This is a genomic window from Streptomyces sp. NPDC048696, from assembly GCF_043198895.1.
Taxonomy (GTDB): Bacteria; Actinomycetota; Actinomycetes; order Streptomycetales; family Streptomycetaceae; genus Streptomyces.
The window spans coordinates 50,422-65,855 of record NZ_JBICVJ010000011.1 but is presented as its reverse complement, the minus strand read 5'-3'; the positions used below and the strand labels follow the sequence as shown (position 1 = coordinate 65,855).

Below are 15,434 nucleotides of genomic sequence, written 5' to 3'. Positions count from 1 at the left end.
CATGGCCGCCCCACCCCTCGCCCGGGCGGATCGCCCCACACGGCTGCCCGCCGCCCGCACCGCCCCGCGGCCGCGCGGTGCGTGGGCCCGCCGCGCACCCCTGCTGCCCGCCCTGGTGTTCCTCGTCGTGGTCACCCAACTCCCCTTCGTGGGCACCCTGGTGATCTCGTTCATGCGGTGGAACGCGCTCGAACCCGACCAGCGAGCGTTCGGCGGCCTCGCCAACTACAGGGCCGCCTTCACCGACCCCGACCTGCGCTCCTCGATCCTGACCACCATCGTCCTGACCGCGGCCGTCGTCCTGGTCAGCCTGCTCCTCGGACTCGGCCTCGCCCTGCTCCTCGACCGGAAGTTCCTCGGCCGGGGCATCGTCCGCACGATGCTGATCACCCCGTTCCTCGTGGTTCCCGTCGCCTCCGCACTGCTGTGGAAGCATGCGCTGTACAACGCCTCGTACGGCTTCATCAACGGCTCGCTGACCTGGCTGTGGCAGCTCTTCGGCAGCGACAGCGCACCCCAGCCCGACTGGATGTCCTCGACACCGCTCATCGCCGTCGAGGTGTCGCTGATCTGGCAGTGGACCCCGTTCATGATGCTGATCCTGCTCGCCGGGCTGCAGAGCCGCCCGCCCGACATCGTCGAGGCCGCCCGCGTGGACGGAGCGAGCAGCCGGCAGATCTTCCGTCACCTCACCTTCCCCCACCTGCGCCGCTACCTGGAGCTGGCCGCCCTGCTCGGCAGCATCTACGTGGTGCAGAACTTCGACGCCGTCTTCACACTCACCTCCGGCGGCCTCGGCACCGCCAACCTCCCCTACACCGTGTACGCGACCTTCTACCAGGCGCACGACTACGGCCAGGCATCGGCGGAAGGCGTCATCGTCGTGCTCTGCACCATGGCCGTCGCCACCTTCGCACTGCGCACGGTGTCCTCCCTGTTCCAAGAGGAGACAACACGGTGACCTCGATCCGGGGAAGCGTCCGCCGAGGCGCCTCGGGCATCACGGCCTGGGCCTGCGGCCTGCTCTTCTTCCTGCCGTTCGGCTGGATGGTGCTGACCTCCCTGCACTCCGAACCGGACGCGGCCACCAACCCGCCCAGCGTCGGCGCCGCCCTCACCCTCCAGGGGTACCGGGAGTTCTTCGGCGCCGACACCGGCGCCAGTCCCTGGCCGCCGCTCGTCAACTCCCTGACCGCGAGCGTCACTTCGACCGCGCTCGTGCTCACCCTCGCTCTCCCGGCCGCGTACGCCCTCGCCATCAAACCGGTCCGCAAATGGACCGACGTGCTGTTCTTCTTCCTGTCCACGAAGATGCTGCCCGCCGTCGCCGGACTGCTGCCCGTCTACCTCATCGCCAAGAACGCCGGAATGCTCGACAACATCTGGCTCCTGGTCGTCCTCTACACCTCGATGAACCTGCCGATCGCCGTCTGGATGCTGCGGTCCTTCCTCGCCGAGGTGCCCGTCGAGATCCTGGAGGCCGCCTCCCTCGACGGCGCCGGACTGCCCACCGTCCTGGTCCGCATCGTCGGCCCGATCGCCGCGCCCGGCATCGCCGCGACGGCCCTGATCTCCTTCATCTTCAGCTGGAACGAGCTGCTGTTCGCCCGGGTCCTGACCGGCGTCGTCGCCGGCACGGCACCCGTCTTCCTCACCGGGTTCGTCACCAGCCAGGGCCTGTTCCTGGCCAAGGTGTGCGCCGCCGCCGTCTGTGTCTCGCTGCCGGTGCTCGTCGCCGGGTTCGCCGCCCAGGACAAACTGGTCCAGGGCCTGTCCCTTGGAGCAGTCAAGTGAAAGCCGCCGTCATCAGCGCCCCCGGAGCAGTGTCGATCGAGACCGTCGACGATCCGGCGCCGGGCCCCCGGGAGGTGGTGGTCCAGGTCGCCGCGTGCGGCCTGTGCGGAACCGATCTCCACATCCTCCAGGGCGAGTTCGCGCCCTCCCTGCCTCTCGTACCCGGCCACGAGTTCACCGGCGACGTCGTCGCTCTCGGCGCCGACGTCCACGAACTGGCCCTCGGCGACCGGGTCGCGGTCGACCCCTCCCTCTACTGCAACGGGTGCCACTACTGCCGCCTCGGCCGCAACAACCTGTGCGAGCGCTACGCCGCGATCGGCGTCACCACTTCCGGCGCGGCGGCCGAGTTCGCCCTCGCCCCCGCCGCGAACTGCGTCCGGCTGCCCGACCACATACGGACGGAGGACGCGGTCCTCATCGAACCGCTGTCCTGCGCGGTGCGCGGCTACGACGTCCTGCGCACCCCGATGGCCTCCCACGTCCTGATCTACGGCTCCGGCACCATGGGCCTGATGATGCTGGAGCTCGCCAAGCGCACCGGTGCCGCCAGTGTCGACGTCCTCGACATCAACCCCCAACGCCTCGCCACGGCAAGTGAGTTGGGCTGCACAAACGCCGCCGCGACGGCCGACGAGATCGACCGGCCGCGCGGCTGGGACGTCGTCATCGACGCCACCGGCAGCGAACGGGCCATCCAGGACGCCATCGGCAGAGTGGCCAGGGGCGGCACCTACCTCCAGTTCGGGGTGGCCGACTACGCGGCGCGGGCCACCATCGAGCCGTACCGCATCTACAACCAGGAGATCACCATCACCGGTTCGATGGCCGTGCTCCACAGCTTCGAACGCGCCGCCGCCCTTTTCGCGGCGGGCGTCCTCGACCCCGAGGTCTTCATCAGCGACCGCCTCCCGCTCACCGACTACGCCGCCGCGCTCGGCCGGTTCGAGGCCGGGCGCGGCCGCAAGATCCTGGTGACGCCGTGACGGCCGAAGTACCGCCCCCCAGGAGCCGCCCGCGGGCGCGCCTGGGTGCACGGGGTTCGGCGCCGTCACCTGCGCGGCTTCCGGGCAGCAGCTTGTTCACATCAGTGTCCTGCTTTCCTGTTTCGAGGTCGGTGATCGGCCGCGCCGAAGCCCCGTGTTCGCTTGCGCGTTCGATGACGCCGGGCATGACCGCGGTGACACGGGTCCAGATCGTGCACGTGTCGGTCAGACCGGTCGGCTCCGGTCAGACCGACACTCCGATGGTCAGTCAGTGACTGGGCAGCTCGAACCCGAGGGCGGTCAGTGCCTCCTCGGCGGCTTGCTGGTCCTGCTCGTAGGTGCCGCCCGAGATGCCGATACCGCCGATGCACTGGCCGTTCTCGGTGATCGGATAGCCACCGCCGACAGCCATCAGGCGGGGGTGGCCGGCCAGCGGCGCGACGCGCGGGTTGGCGAGGTAGTCGTTCCACACATGGGTCGGGATGTGGAAGGAGGCCGCGGTCCATGCCTTGTCGAGCGCGACCTCGGCGGTGAGGAGGGGCGCGCCATCGGCGCGGTCGAACGCCTTGAGGTGTCCGCCCTGGTCGGTGACGGCGACGGCGGCCGTGAAGCCGATCCGGGCGGCGGCGGTATGCACCGCCGCGATGAGTGCGCCGGCGGCGGCCTGGGTGATCGTGGCGGCGGGGGCCGACTTCTGGAGTGTGTCCGTGCTCATGACGGTTTCCTTCGGGACTGGGCGGTGCTGGTGGCGCTGCGGCGGTGAGGGCCGGGTCACCGCAAGGGCGAGGCAGGTGTGGGGGTGACACGAGTGACGACGGACTTCTCGGGTATCAGCAGGCCGTACACCACCGGGCCGATTTCGCTCTTCCAGCGGTCGTGCTCGTAGACCGCCGTGTACAAGGCCTCGCTCTGGGCCTCGTCCTCGAACCGGCGGATCCACACATAGCCGTCCTCGTCCTGGGCGTCGACGAAGGAGGCGGTCACGTCCATGCCCAGCGAGGCCTGGAACGGGATGACCACGTCCTCCATGTATCGCACCCACTCCTCGCGACGTCCGGGCTGCGCCTGGTAGCGGCGGATCTCGTAGTACATGCTGCTCATCCGAATCTCTTGGAACAGTGATCAGTTGGTGACGGTCAGGACGAGCTTGCCGCGGGTGCGACCGGCCTCGCCGCGGGCGTGGGCCGCGGCGGCCTGCTCCAGCGGGAAGGTCTCCTCCACCTCGACGGCGACCTCGCCGGCGTCGATCAGCCCGGCGATCGTGGCCAGCGCGGCGCCGTCCGGCTCGACCAGGAACGGAGTGACCCGCACACCGGCCGCCTTCGCCGCCTGCGCCAGCTCCGGGGAGACACCGGCCGGGATCGCGACCAGCAGGCCGCCCGGTCGCAGCACCTTCAGCGAGCGGGTGCTGGTGCTGTCGTGGGCGTCGCCCACCAGGTCGATGACGACGTCGACGTCGGCGACGGCGTCCTCGAAGCGGGTGGTGGTGTAGTCGATGCTCTCGTCCGCGCCGAGCTCCTTGAGCCAGGAGTGGCGGGCGGCGCTGGCCGTGGCGATCACGTGGGCGCCCAGATGCCGGGCGAACTGGACCGCGAAGTGCCCCACCCCGCCGGCGGCGGCCGTGACCAGGACCCGCTGACCGGCCGTCACCTGGGCGGTGTCGACCACCGCCTGCCAGGCGGTCAGCGCCGCCAACGGCACGGCGGCGGCGTGCACATGGTCGAGGGTGACCGGCTTGCGGGCCCACTGGCGGGCCGGCGCGGTCACGAACTCCGAGTAGGCGTTCGCGACGCGCGGGAACCACGGCATCCCGTACACCTCGTCGCCGACCTTCAGGGTGGTCACCCCGAAGCCGACCTCCTCCACCACACCGGACACGTCCCAGCCGAGGGTGAACGGCGGCTCACCCAGCAGGCCCGCCATGCCCGTGCCACCACGGGTCTTCCAGTCCACCGGATTGATCCCCGCCGCGCGCACCCGCACCAGCACCTCGGTCGGCAGCGGCACCGGGCGCGCCACCTGCTGGACCCGCAGCACCTCCGGGCCGCCGAAGGTGTCCTGAACCACCGCGCGCATCATGTCTGCGGACATGCGTCATCTCCTGAAACAGCTCTCTGCGGAGGGCCGTTGACGGCCCTCCCTCGACGTCGACGACGCTATCCCCGTGGGTATAGTTACCTTCAAGGTCCAGTACTTCCCTTTGGGAAGTGACCTGGTGAGGAGCATGAGTATGACGACCACCTGCCCCAGCGGCCAGCACGCGCACCACGACGTATACGCCGCCCAGTGCCCCTGCCGCGCCCTGCTCGATCTGCTCGCCAACAAGTGGTCCGCACTGGCCATCGGCGCCCTCGAAGGCGGCCCCCAGCGGTTCGGAGAGCTCCAGCGCAAACTCCAGGGCGTCAGCCCCAAGGTCCTCACCCAGGCGCTCCGCCGCCTGGAGGACTTCGGCATCCTCAACCGCACGGTCTACCCCGCTGTCCCACTGCACGTCGAGTACTCCCTCACCCCACTCGGGCGGAGCGCCTCGATCCCGCTCAACGCACTCCGCGCATGGGTCGAGGACAACATCGACCACGCCTACCGACCCGAGCCGGTCGCATCCTGAGAGACCGTCACCTCCGCGTGCAGGTGACGGCGGACTTCGGCCGGCGGGGACAGGCTGTCCGAGCCGAAACTGACACTGCCAGGGGCACGTACGCACAGCCCGGCAGGCCCACACTCGACCCATGAGCAAAAAGTCGGAGCTGGGAGAGTTCCTGCGGACGCGCCGCGCGCAGTTGCAACCCGCAGACGTCGGGTTGCCGGTGTTCGATGAGCGCCGACGGGTCGCCGGGCTGCGGCGCGATGAACTGGCCCTGGTCGCCGGGGTCAGCGAGTCGTACTACACGCGGCTGGAACAGGGCGTGTCACTCAACGCGTCCAAGGAAGTCCTGGACGCCCTCGCCCGGGCCCTCCGCCTGGACGAGACCGAGCGCCGGCACCTGAGCGATCTCGCCGCAGGCGTCGTGCGCAAGGGGAACGGCCGAGCCCGCAACCCGGCCCCCGAGCACCTCAGCGACACGACGCGGCAGCTGATCGAGGCCTTCGGGGACACTCCGGTCATCGTCCTTGGCCGCCGCAGCGACGTGCTGGCGTGGAACCGCACCGGGCACGCGCTGTTCGCCGGGCACCTCGACCCGCAGAGCCCTGAGCATCCGGCGCAGCGGCCGAACACCGCGCGCCTGGTCTTCCGCGACGCCCACACCCGCGATCTGTACGAGGACTGGCCGAAGAAGGCGCGAGACGTGGTGGGACGGCTGCGCATGGCCGTCGGCCGGCATCCGGACGATCCGCTGCTGGCCGCGCTGATCGGCGAACTGGTGATGCACAGCCCGGAGTTCACCGCCTTGTGGTCCGAGCACAAGGTCCGGGCCTGGGACGTCGCGGACTACCGGATGCAGCATCCGCTGGTGGGGACTCTGGACGTGACCCAGCAGGCCATGGCCGTCCCGAGCGGGCGCGGGCAGCGCATGGTCGTGGTCACCGCAGCGGCCGGTTCGAAGGCCGCGCTGGCCTTGCTCGCCCAGGCCACCGCCGAGACCCCCGTCCCCACCACGGCCGCGCCCGAACAGGCGCGTCCGGCGCGCGCAACGCCCGCCTCCTAGCGGCCCGATCCACTTCCGACGGCCGCCGGCTTCCACCGGCACCCGCCGCGTCCTGACCCTCGCGTCCCACGCGGCTTCAGCCTGCCCGAAACCCGCCGAAGACCCTTCGAAGACCCTTCGGTGAACCCCGCCATATCCCTGCCCGCACCCCGCGGCATCCACGAATGGAGACAACCATGTCCGTGCTCTACACCACCGAGGCCATGTCGAGCGGCGACGGCCGCAACGGCGAAGTCCGCACCCTGGACGGCGTCTTCGACGTGGCGCTCGCCGTCCCGAAGGAAATGGGCGGCCCCGGTGGCGACAGGACCAACCCCGAGCAGCTGTTCGCCGCCGGCTACGCGGCCTGCTTCCACAACGGCCTGCGACTGATCGCCGGCGGCCAGAAGCTGAAGCTGACCGGGTCGACCATCACCTCCACGGTGAGCCTTCTCGCCCTGGACGAGGGCAAGCGCTTCTCCCTGGCCATCAAGCTGAGCGCGCACCTGCCCGGCCTGGACCAGGCCACCGCCGACCAGCTGATGCAGACCACCCACCAGGTGTGCCCGTACTCCAACGTCACCCGCGGCAACGTGGACGTCGTACTCGAAGCAACCGTCTGACACCCCCTCAAACGGCGTCAGGCCGTCCGTGCCGGGCGGCCTGACACCTTTCATTCGTCAGGCTTGGGCCGTGGCGGCTTGGAAGTAGTGCCCCTTCTCCAAGTCGTCGATCAGGCCCGGACGCGTCGGCTGCCACCCCAGCAGTTCGCGGGTGAGCGTGCTCGACGCCGGGCAGTCCACTGCGAGGAAACCGCCCAGCCAGCCGAAGTGTTCGCCGGCCTTCTCGGGGGCGATGGAGGCCGCGGGCAGGTCGAGGTGGCGTGCGATCACCTCGGCGACAGTGCGGAGCTGCACGCCCTCGTCGGTGATGGCGTGCAGCGTCGAGCCCGCCGGAGCGTCCTCCAGCGCGAGCCGGAAGAGGTGGGCGGCGTCGAGCCGGTGCACGCCGGGCCAGCGTGTGGTTCCGGCGCCGACGTACCCGGAGACACCCTTGCTCCTGGCCGTCGCGACCAGTGTGGCCATGAAGCCGCTGTCCCCCGCGCCGTACACCGTCGGCGGAAGACGCAGGACGGAGGCGCGTATGCCGCGTGCGGCGAGCGAGAGGGTCAGTTCCGCGGTGACGCGGCGGCCTTCCGGTCCCGCGTCGAGGCGCGCCGCGTCGTGCGGGTCGATGTCGTGCCCGTCCCGCTCCGTGCTCACGCGTCCCGGCATGAGCCCGGCCAGGCCGGAGGCGAGGACGAAGGGCCGGTCGGACCCGGCGAGCGCGTCGCCGAACGCCTCGACGACGCGGCGGTCGGCCTGGACGGCGCCTGCGAAGTCGCCGGAGAAAGCGATGTCGTGCTTGAACGCGAGATGGATCACGCCGTCCGACGCGGCGGCCGCCTTCCGCAGGCCGTCGAGGTCGTCGAGGCTTCCGCGCCGTACCTCGGCCCCGGCGGCGGTGAGGGCGTCAGCCGAGGCGTCCGAGCGTGCGAGCCCGACGACCTGGTGCCCCGCGCCGATGAGCTCGGGAACGACGGCGGAGCCGATCCAGCCGGAAGCGCCCGTGACGAATACACGCATGAGAAGACCTCCTGGTGAGGTGCCCCGCGTTGCTGCGGATCCGCAGCAACGGGCACTGATGTCAGTCACTGACATTCAAGGTAGCACCCGATGACAGCGACTGCCATCGTCTTCGCGTAGGATCCAGTCATGGGTCGATGGCAGCCAAACGCACGCGGCCGGCTCGAACAGGCCGCCATGGAGCTCTTCACCGAGCGAGGGTTCGAGCAGACCACCGTGGACGAGATCGCCAAGCAGGCGGGCCTGACGGAGCGGACGTTCTTCCGGCACTACGCCGACAAGCGCGAGGTCCTGTTCGGGGGCTCGGGGGTACTGCAGGATCTCTTCGCGGACACCCTTGCCGGTCTTCCCGCGTCCGTGGCACCGATGGACGCGGTGGGTACGACCCTGGAGGCCGTCGCCGCCGAGTTCCGCGAGCGCCACACGTACGCACGAGAGCGCCAGGCCGTCATCGCCGCCAACGCGGAGCTGCGAGAACGAGAGCTGATCAAGCTCGCGTCCCTGGTCACGACCCTGGCCGACGCGTTGCGCCGACGCGGCGTCAAGGAGCCCGCCGCAAGCCTCGCCGCCGAGGCGGGCATCGCCGTCTTCAAGGTTGCCTTCGAACGGTGGACCGCCTCGCCCGGCCGCCGGGACCTCTCGGTCTTCATCCGGGAAGCACTCGCCGAGCTCCGGGCCGTCACGGCCGGGGCACCATCCGACGACACGCAGGCCCTGCCCACGTAACCGGATCGGAGAGGGCCTGCAGACGCCGCCGCGGGCGGGGGTGCCTCTCGCACCTCGTCGCCCTGCCGGACTTACGTTGCGCAGGAGCTTCACGCTTCGCACCGTCGTGCACTCAAACGGCATCACAGCGGCGTGCGGCTGACGGCGGCCGAGTACGGCGTGGCCTGCTTAACAGGTGCGATGACAGTGGACCGTTGGGCCACCGAGCGACTGGCGCTGTGCCGCCCGAACCAGCAGAGGCTGCTGTTCGGCGCGCTCGCGCGAGCCCTCGTTGGCCGGTGTCGCCATGTCTCAGGCGGCCTGGGTGAGTTGGGCGCGGCCGAACAGGAGGGCGTAGCCGGTGGGGAGCTGGTTGAGGATGCGTGTGATGAGGTCGGGGCCGGCGAGGGTGTTGACGGCGGCCAGGACGGCACCCGTGTCCCAGCGGGTGGTCGCGGGAGTGGCGCCGGTGCGGGTGGCGAGGTCTTTGACGAACGCCCAGCCGGTGAGAGGCTCTACCGCCGGGATCTGCTGGGTGAAGGTGGCGGCGGCTTCGAAGGGCAGGCGGGCTGCCAGTTCGACGCGTTCGTCGCCGGTCAGCTGGCGTCCGAGCCCCGAAAGGACCAGGCGTACGGCTTCGGCTGCCCGCTCCCGGGTGGGGTAGGCCCCTTCGTAGCGGACCTTCTCCAGCATCTCCTCGAACGTCATCGCCGGGAGGTGCAGGGTGGCTTCGCGCTGGTCGGACATCACTGCGATGGTTGCCTTTCTCGTCGTCGAGGTGGTGGTGCGGGTGTCCGGCGAGCCCGGGCACCCGGTGGGCGGGTGGTCACGTGGGCTGGGGGCGGCCGAAGAGGAGGTCGTAGCCGGCGGGCAGCTGGAGCAGGATCTGCCGCATGAGGTGGTCGCCGGCCGCGTCGGCGGCGGTGCTGAGGACGGCGCTGACGTCCCAGGCCGCGGTCGCTTCGGTGGCCCCGTCGATCCAGGCCGCCGTTGCTCGCACGAACCGCTCGGGAGAAAGCGGTTCGGCGCTCTGCAGCGGGTTGAGGAGGATCAGGGCGAACGCTTCCGGCAGGCGTGCGGCCAGTTCGGCACGCACACCGCCGACCAGGTGGGCACCGAGCAGGGCGAGAACGACACGGGCCGCGCGTTCGGCTTCCTGAACGCTCTCGTACTCGCCGCGTTCCTTCACCCGGTCGAGGAACGCTTCCCATCGCAGGGTCACCTCAGCCACCACCTCTCTTGACCCCCGGGGTGCGCGGGACGGGCGGAGGGGGGAGATCAGGTGCCCGTCCCGCGCCGCTCACCGGCCCGTGCCGCCGGTTCAACCGGTTCAGCCGGAGATCTCCTTGCGGGAGGAGGTCCCGCCGACGGAGATCTTGCGGGGCTTGGCGCGCTCGGCGATCGGGATGCGCAGGGTCAGCACCCCGGCGTCGTAGTCGGCCTCGATGCGCTCCGTGTCCAGGGTGTCGGCGAGCACGAGCTGGCGGGAGAACACGCCCAGCGGCCGTTCGGAGAGTTCCATCTGCACGTCGTCGGCCTTCGTCACGGGCCGGCGCTCGGCCCTGACGGTCAGCATGTTCCGCTCGACGTCGATGTCGATCGACTCCGCGCTGACGCCGGGGAGGTCGAAGGCCACCACGTAGTCGTCACCCTCGCGGTAGGCGTCCATCGCCATCGCGGCCGGACGCGTCCAGGTGCCGGTTCCGGTGCCGGTCAGCTGCTGAGCGAGGCGGTCGAGTTCACGGAAGGGATCGGTGCGCATCAACATCGCGAAACACCTCCAGAAGGTTCGGGCAGTAGCTGCCAATGCGCTTCACTGAAACCGTTGTAGCATGTCATCCAATGGATGACAAACAACTTGTCGTCGGAAGGATGACAGCCGAAAGGGGTTTCCCGTGACAGCAGCAGGCCAGCCGCCCCCCGTCGGCGCCGACACGCCCAGCCCGGCCTCGTTCCTGGCCGCGGCGGCGGCCCTGGAAGCGATAGACCACGCCCTGCACGACGCCAACAGCCAGGCCCCCGACCCCGCCGGCTCAGGCGCCGGCCCGGAGCAGGCCCTGGCCTCCCTGCTACTACTGCGGCAGGTCCGTGAGCAGCTCGCCGGGTGGGAAACCGGCCTGATCGAAACCGCCCGCGACGCGGGCGCCAGCTGGGCCGACCTCGCCCACCCCCTCGGCGTCGCCAGCCGCCAGGCCGCCGAACGCCGCTACCTGCGCAACCGCCCGGGACCCGCCGGAACCACTGCGGAACAACGCGTCCAGGCCACCCGCGAACGCCGCGCCGCCGACCGCACCCACACCGCCTGGGCCCGCGACAACGCCGCGGCCCTGCGCCGCCTCGCCGGGCAGATCACCGCCCTCACCGACCTCCCACCGGCCTCCCGCACCTCCCTCGGCCACCTCGACGCGGCTCTCGCCCACGACGACCCCGCAGCCCTCGTCAGCCCACTGGCCGCGACCCGCCCCTACCTGACCGCCGCCCATCCCCGCCTCGCCGCCCAGCTGGACACCCTCATCGGGCCCGCCACCCAGCACCCCGACCGGCCCAGCCACCCGTAACGACAGCAATGCGCTCAGCCGCCCCGTCCAGATGCCGACCGGTTTCCGGGCCGCCGCCACTCCTGGTCCGTTCGAAGCCGACTGCCTCACGGTCGGACACGAGAAAATCTATGTCGGCTGGAGTAGACATTGGGTGGTGGCGTCGTTATGGTTTCTCTCGTAGCCGAGATCAAGCAGAGCCCGGCAGAACGAACTGCCGGGCAGCAGTACCCGCATGTGCAGGACGGTGCGGTGGTGGAGTGTCGAAGCCAAGCGGTTGCAGGACGGCGACGGGACTGACGACCGGACCGGGTGGCCCGCAGTGATCAGGGGCCGCCGCGAGCAGTACCGCAGTAACGCAAGTGGCAGTTCAGCAAGTGCAGTTCGCAGTACCAGCAGTATGCAGTTCCGCAAGTGATTGGTTCAGAGGGAGAGAAACGGAGGAGTTGAGCGCCATCAGGATCGCCCGGGCCAGCAGTTGTAGGTCCGGGTACCGCAGGACATCGATAGTGAGGTGGTCTCCGGTCACGCATCCGCGATCCCCGCAGCCCCGGCGCCGTTCAGGCCGGGCTCGCGGAAACAGAAGGTCGGCGCAGTATCAAGGCCGGCCGATGGTGTAGCAGTTCCTTCGGGGCCCTGGTGCCACATGGCACCAGGGCCCCTCGATGCGTTCCACCCCCCACCTGCTGTCCAACCCGCCCATCGGGTCGCGGGAGCAATTGGGGTGTCCAGGCGGACACTGTGTCCACCTGGATCGCGAGGTGGTCGAAACCGGTCCCCATGAGCATCACGAGGTGACCCGCGTCGCCACCCCCGACCCGGCCCAGCTCGACGTAGCCCAGGGCCGTGTAGAAACCGAGCGAGCGGTCCAGGTCGGCGACGCGGTAGGAGACGAAGGGCGCCTTCACGCGGCCTCCCCGGGTCGGCACACCCGGTAGCGCAGGTGCGTGACGTCTCGATCGTCGAGCCGTCGGAGGTCTCCCCCACGGCACGGGGACGCACCGCTTCTCGCCCCGGCGAGGCGTAGATGCCGGGCAGGCAGGGGCAGCCGATCAGTCGCGGCCGTGCCGGCTGCGCGAGCCTCGGGGCCGTTCGCCGAGCCGACCGCGTTCGAAGCAAGCCCTCCCCGGGCCCCCGTGAACCGCACCCCGCACGCAACGACCCTCTATTAAACTTGGTAATCATTTTCATGTAAGGTCTCGTCGCGTACCGACGATGGAGGTTCCTTTCCCATGGCCGTCCCCAAGCGGAAGATGTCCCGCTCCAACACCCGTCACCGCCGCGCCCAGTGGAAGGCGAGCACGCCCCAACTGGTGCCGGTCACGGTCGACGGCTCCGTGTATCTGGTGCCGCAACGGCTGGCGAAGGCGTACGAGCGCGGCCTGCTCCGTCCCGAGGGCTGAGGCTGCCGGAGGGCTCGCCCTCATCGGCCCATCCCTCCCCCGCCGCAGATGCTTGGAGTCACCGTCATGCCCCTGGAATTCCGCCGCGGCAGGCCCGCGGCGGCGCCGTACCTGAGCGAACTGAGAGCAACCGTGCGGGCCCTGCTCGGACTCGACGAGGACACCGCCGTGGTGATCCGGCAGCTCGCCTGCACCGAACCGGGCTGTCCGCCGCTGGAGACGGTCATCGCCGTACTGCCGGGACAGACACCCTTTGCCGCCGGATCAGCCGCGCGGATCGCGGAAGCTCGCAGCCGGATCGGCGATGAGTTTTCGTGCCGGCCCCGGTCTACCCCCCGTACGCAACAACACCACCCACCAGGGAGCCCGACATGCCCACCATGATCTTCGTCAATCTGCCGGTGAAAGACCTCGACCGCTCCAAGGACTTCTTCACCAAGCTGGGCTACACGTTCAACCCCCAGTTCACCGACGAGAACGCCGCCTGCCTCGTCATCAGCGACACCATCTACGCGATGCTGCTGACCGAACCCTTCTTCCAGGGCTTCACCAAGCGGCAGATCGCCGACACCGCCACCACCATCGAATCCATCGTCTGCCTCAGCGCCGACAGCCGCGAAGACGTCGACCGCCTCGTCGACACAGCACTCACCAGCGGCGGCACACCCGCCAACGACACCATGGAACAAGGACCCATGTACGGCCGCTCCTTCATGGACCCCGACGGACACCACTGGGAAGTCACCTACATGGACCCCACCGCCATCCAAAGCTGACCCCGCGCGGATACGTCACGACGGCTCACCCGGCCGCCGCCGAGGGCCCCGGGGAGTCCCCGGGGCCGGTCGGGCGGCACGACCGGCTGCGGGCGTGCGCGCGGCACGCGCAGCCGCATCGCCTGTGTGGTCAGGGCCGGTTGGGCCCGCGATACGGCAGCGTCTGGCTGTAGACGACGCTGGTGGTCGTGCTGCCGAAGCCGGCCAGCTCGTCCATGAGCGTTTCCAGATGCCCCATGGAGGTCGCGGCCACCTTCAGGGTGTAACAGTCGTCGCCCGTGGTGCGCAGGCACTCCAGGATTTCCCGTCGCTCGGCGAGCAGGCGACGCAGCGGCTGGTGGCGGTTGCCCGGGTACTTCAGCCGTACGAGAGCGAGTACGGGATAGCCGGCCTTGCCCAGGTCGACCACTGCGTGGTACCCGGAGATGACGCCCCGCGCTTCGAGCTGGCGCACCCGTTCCGTCGTGGCCGATGAACTGAGGCCCACGCGGCGCCCCAACTCGCTGAGGGAGATGCGTGCTTCCTGTTGCAGCTGGTCGATGATCGCCCAGTCCACGTCGTCAAGGTTCCCGGTCATTACGCGACTCTACCGGCAGATCCACGGAAGGATGCCGTGATCACCAGGAAAACATGGTTCCGCTGTTCGTGATCACCGGGATAGCCTCCGATCATGCAACTGGGCGTCAACGTAACGAACTTCGGGCCTGGCACCGACCCCGGCATACTGCGCGAGTGGGGACGGACCGTGGAAGGGCTCGGCTTCGACCTCCTCATGGTGTCCGACCATGTGGCCATCACCCCTGATATCGCCGGGCGGTACCCCGAGCCGTTCTACGAGCCCTTCACCACACTGTCCTGGCTGGCCGGCATCACCACCCGGGTGCGGCTGGGTACGACCGTACTCGTCCTCCCCTACCGGCATCCGCTGCTGGTGGCGCGCATGGGCGCCAACCTCAACCAGCTCAGCGGCGGCCGATTCGTGCTCGGCGTGGGCGTCGGCTGGGCACGTCAGGAATTCGCCGCGCTCGGGGTACCGTTCACCGAACGCGGCAGGCTGACCGACCAATACCTGGCCACCCTCCGCGACACCTGGCGCGAGGAGGCGGGCGGGCACACCGCCTCGGTGCCCATCTGGGTCGGCGGCAACAGCGAAGCCGCCATCCGACGCGCCATCAGGTTCGGCGACGCCTGGCACCCGCTGCGCCCCACCCTCTCCTGGCTGCGCTCCACCCTGACCGACTCCTCGCTTCCGGCCCTCGCGCCGCGCATCTCCCTGCGCCTCACCACCATACCGATCGACGCCCCCGACCGGCCCGCGGGCACCGGCAGCATCGAGCAGATCCTCGGCGATCTCAACGAGCTGCGCCGCCTCGGTGCCGACACCGTCGTCCTCGACCCGTACCACGGAGATCCCGAGGAAACCCGTCGGCCCGACACGGCCTGGCACGCACTGACCACCGTGGCCACACACTGGAGGACGTCCTCGTGATCACCACCGCCGACGAAGAACTCCTGCGGCGCGCGATCGCCATCGCGGCCCAGGCCATCACCCTGGGCGACGCACCCTACGGCTCCCTACTGGCCGACCAGGACGACGTGGTCCTCGCCGAAGCCCACAACACCGTGCGCCGCGACAACGACATCACCGCCCACCCGGAACTGAAACTCGCCCGCTGGGCAGCACGCGAACTCGACCCGGACACGGCCGCCCGCACCACCTTGTACACCAGCTGCCAGCCATGCGACATGTGCGCCGGAGGGCTCCTGCGCTCCGGCATCGGCCGGGTCGTCTACGCGCTCTCCACCGAGCAACTCATCGAACTCAACCCGCAGTCGGGCGCCTGGCCGACAGTGATCGAGAGCGGCCCGGCCCTGTTCGAGCAGGCACGCGTCCCCATCGACACCTACTACCGGCCGCACTGACGACACCGCCTCGCAGCGCACTGCCGCAACACTCGGCCGTTGCCGATGAACCGCCTTGT

20 protein-coding genes are annotated in these 15,434 nt (G+C 69.9%); 12 read left to right on the top strand and 8 right to left on the bottom strand.

Annotated features, from left to right (window positions below; genetic code table 11):
- Position 1 precedes the first annotated feature (1 nt).
- From ACGFRG_RS23475 to ACGFRG_RS23465, 3 genes are read left to right on the top strand one after another with little or no spacing between them, the layout of a single operon-like run.
- Positions 2 to 961: a sugar ABC transporter permease gene (locus ACGFRG_RS23475; protein WP_361424210.1), complete on the top strand. Its 960-nt coding sequence runs from the start codon at positions 2 to 4 to the stop codon at positions 959 to 961.
- Positions 958 to 1,794, top strand: coding sequence for a carbohydrate ABC transporter permease (locus ACGFRG_RS23470; RefSeq protein ID WP_393266803.1), 837 nt, complete (start codon positions 958 to 960; stop codon positions 1,792 to 1,794). The genes ACGFRG_RS23475 and ACGFRG_RS23470 overlap by 4 nt, the downstream gene beginning before the upstream one ends.
- Positions 1,791 to 2,780 carry a zinc-dependent alcohol dehydrogenase family protein gene (locus ACGFRG_RS23465; protein WP_361424216.1) on the top strand — a complete coding sequence of 330 codons (990 nt, stop codon included), beginning with the start codon at positions 1,791 to 1,793 and terminating at the stop codon, positions 2,778 to 2,780. Before ACGFRG_RS23470 ends, ACGFRG_RS23465 begins: the two co-directional genes overlap by 4 nt.
- A gap of 268 nt (positions 2,781 to 3,048) precedes the next feature.
- Here ACGFRG_RS23465 and ACGFRG_RS23460 read toward each other — a convergent pair whose 3' ends face one another.
- The 3 genes from ACGFRG_RS23460 to ACGFRG_RS23450 are packed head-to-tail and all read right to left on the bottom strand — an operon-like array spanning position 3,049 to position 4,871.
- Entirely contained in the window at positions 3,049 to 3,495 is a 447-nt protein-coding gene (locus ACGFRG_RS23460; protein WP_393266797.1) for a heme-binding protein, read from the bottom strand.
- Positions 3,496 to 3,551: 56 nt separating this feature from the next.
- On the bottom strand, positions 3,552 to 3,881 hold the full coding sequence (locus tag ACGFRG_RS23455; protein WP_393266794.1) for an NIPSNAP family protein: 330 nt from the start codon (positions 3,879 to 3,881) through the stop codon (positions 3,552 to 3,554).
- A gap of 21 nt (positions 3,882 to 3,902) precedes the next feature.
- Complete coding sequence (locus ACGFRG_RS23450) at positions 3,903 to 4,871, bottom strand: NADP-dependent oxidoreductase (protein ID WP_361424223.1); 969 nt, start codon at positions 4,869 to 4,871, stop codon at positions 3,903 to 3,905.
- Positions 4,872 to 5,010: 139 nt separating this feature from the next.
- Here ACGFRG_RS23450 and ACGFRG_RS23445 point away from each other — a divergent pair, with 139 nt between their 5' ends.
- The 3 genes from ACGFRG_RS23445 to ACGFRG_RS23435 all read left to right on the top strand — a co-directional run bounded on the left by ACGFRG_RS23445 (position 5,011) and on the right by ACGFRG_RS23435 (position 7,029).
- On the top strand, positions 5,011 to 5,388 hold the full coding sequence (locus ACGFRG_RS23445) for a winged helix-turn-helix transcriptional regulator (protein ID WP_393266790.1): 378 nt from the start codon (positions 5,011 to 5,013) through the stop codon (positions 5,386 to 5,388).
- A gap of 121 nt (positions 5,389 to 5,509) precedes the next feature.
- A complete protein-coding gene (locus ACGFRG_RS23440) occupies positions 5,510 to 6,427 on the top strand; it encodes a helix-turn-helix transcriptional regulator (protein WP_393266788.1) in 918 nt (305 codons plus the stop codon).
- A gap of 176 nt (positions 6,428 to 6,603) precedes the next feature.
- On the top strand, positions 6,604 to 7,029 hold the full coding sequence (locus ACGFRG_RS23435) for an organic hydroperoxide resistance protein (protein ID WP_393266786.1): 426 nt from the start codon (positions 6,604 to 6,606) through the stop codon (positions 7,027 to 7,029).
- A gap of 57 nt (positions 7,030 to 7,086) precedes the next feature.
- Here the strand turns inward: ACGFRG_RS23435 and ACGFRG_RS23430 are convergent, their stop codons facing one another.
- Complete coding sequence (locus ACGFRG_RS23430) at positions 7,087 to 8,031, bottom strand: SDR family oxidoreductase (RefSeq protein WP_393266783.1); 945 nt, start codon at positions 8,029 to 8,031, stop codon at positions 7,087 to 7,089.
- A gap of 129 nt (positions 8,032 to 8,160) precedes the next feature.
- On the opposite strand from ACGFRG_RS23430, the gene ACGFRG_RS23425 reads away from it, so the two are divergent.
- Entirely contained in the window at positions 8,161 to 8,757 is a 597-nt protein-coding gene (locus ACGFRG_RS23425; RefSeq protein ID WP_393266780.1) for a TetR family transcriptional regulator, read from the top strand.
- A 291-nt stretch (positions 8,758 to 9,048) separates the two neighbouring features.
- Here the strand turns inward: ACGFRG_RS23425 and ACGFRG_RS23420 are convergent, their stop codons facing one another.
- The 3 genes from ACGFRG_RS23420 to ACGFRG_RS23410 all read right to left on the bottom strand — a co-directional run bounded on the left by ACGFRG_RS23420 (position 9,049) and on the right by ACGFRG_RS23410 (position 10,504).
- The gene (locus ACGFRG_RS23420; RefSeq protein ID WP_361424241.1) at positions 9,049 to 9,483 is read right to left on the bottom strand and encodes a DUF2267 domain-containing protein; all 435 of its coding nucleotides are present in this window, start codon (positions 9,481 to 9,483) and stop codon (positions 9,049 to 9,051) included.
- Positions 9,484 to 9,562: 79 nt separating this feature from the next.
- On the bottom strand, positions 9,563 to 9,958 hold the full coding sequence (locus ACGFRG_RS23415; protein ID WP_361424503.1) for a DUF2267 domain-containing protein: 396 nt from the start codon (positions 9,956 to 9,958) through the stop codon (positions 9,563 to 9,565).
- A gap of 108 nt (positions 9,959 to 10,066) precedes the next feature.
- The gene (locus ACGFRG_RS23410; protein WP_361424244.1) at positions 10,067 to 10,504 is read right to left on the bottom strand and encodes an Hsp20/alpha crystallin family protein; all 438 of its coding nucleotides are present in this window, start codon (positions 10,502 to 10,504) and stop codon (positions 10,067 to 10,069) included.
- Positions 10,505 to 10,631: 127 nt separating this feature from the next.
- Between ACGFRG_RS23410 and ACGFRG_RS23405 the strand changes: the two genes are divergently transcribed.
- The 3 genes from ACGFRG_RS23405 to ACGFRG_RS23395 all read left to right on the top strand — a co-directional run bounded on the left by ACGFRG_RS23405 (position 10,632) and on the right by ACGFRG_RS23395 (position 13,452).
- Entirely contained in the window at positions 10,632 to 11,294 is a 663-nt protein-coding gene (locus ACGFRG_RS23405) for a type III effector protein (RefSeq protein WP_361424247.1), read from the top strand.
- Positions 11,295 to 12,505: 1,211 nt separating this feature from the next.
- Entirely contained in the window at positions 12,506 to 12,676 is a 171-nt protein-coding gene (gene rpmF / locus ACGFRG_RS23400; RefSeq protein ID WP_393266776.1) for a 50S ribosomal protein L32, read from the top strand.
- A gap of 371 nt (positions 12,677 to 13,047) precedes the next feature.
- Complete coding sequence (locus ACGFRG_RS23395) at positions 13,048 to 13,452, top strand: VOC family protein (protein WP_393266773.1); 405 nt, start codon at positions 13,048 to 13,050, stop codon at positions 13,450 to 13,452.
- 130 nt (positions 13,453 to 13,582) lie between these two features.
- On the opposite strand, the gene ACGFRG_RS23390 is transcribed toward ACGFRG_RS23395, so the two are convergent.
- Positions 13,583 to 14,029, bottom strand: coding sequence for an Lrp/AsnC family transcriptional regulator (locus ACGFRG_RS23390; RefSeq protein ID WP_393266770.1), 447 nt, complete (start codon positions 14,027 to 14,029; stop codon positions 13,583 to 13,585).
- A 93-nt stretch (positions 14,030 to 14,122) separates the two neighbouring features.
- Between ACGFRG_RS23390 and ACGFRG_RS23385 the strand changes: the two genes are divergently transcribed.
- Together ACGFRG_RS23385 and ACGFRG_RS23380 are read left to right on the top strand one after the other, a co-directional pair.
- Positions 14,123 to 14,941 carry an LLM class flavin-dependent oxidoreductase gene (locus ACGFRG_RS23385; RefSeq protein WP_393266767.1) on the top strand — a complete coding sequence of 273 codons (819 nt, stop codon included), beginning with the start codon at positions 14,123 to 14,125 and terminating at the stop codon, positions 14,939 to 14,941.
- Positions 14,938 to 15,375, top strand: a complete 438-nt coding sequence (locus ACGFRG_RS23380; RefSeq protein ID WP_393266764.1) for a nucleoside deaminase — start codon at positions 14,938 to 14,940, stop codon at positions 15,373 to 15,375. Before ACGFRG_RS23385 ends, ACGFRG_RS23380 begins: the two co-directional genes overlap by 4 nt.
- Positions 15,376 to 15,434 lie beyond the last annotated feature (59 nt).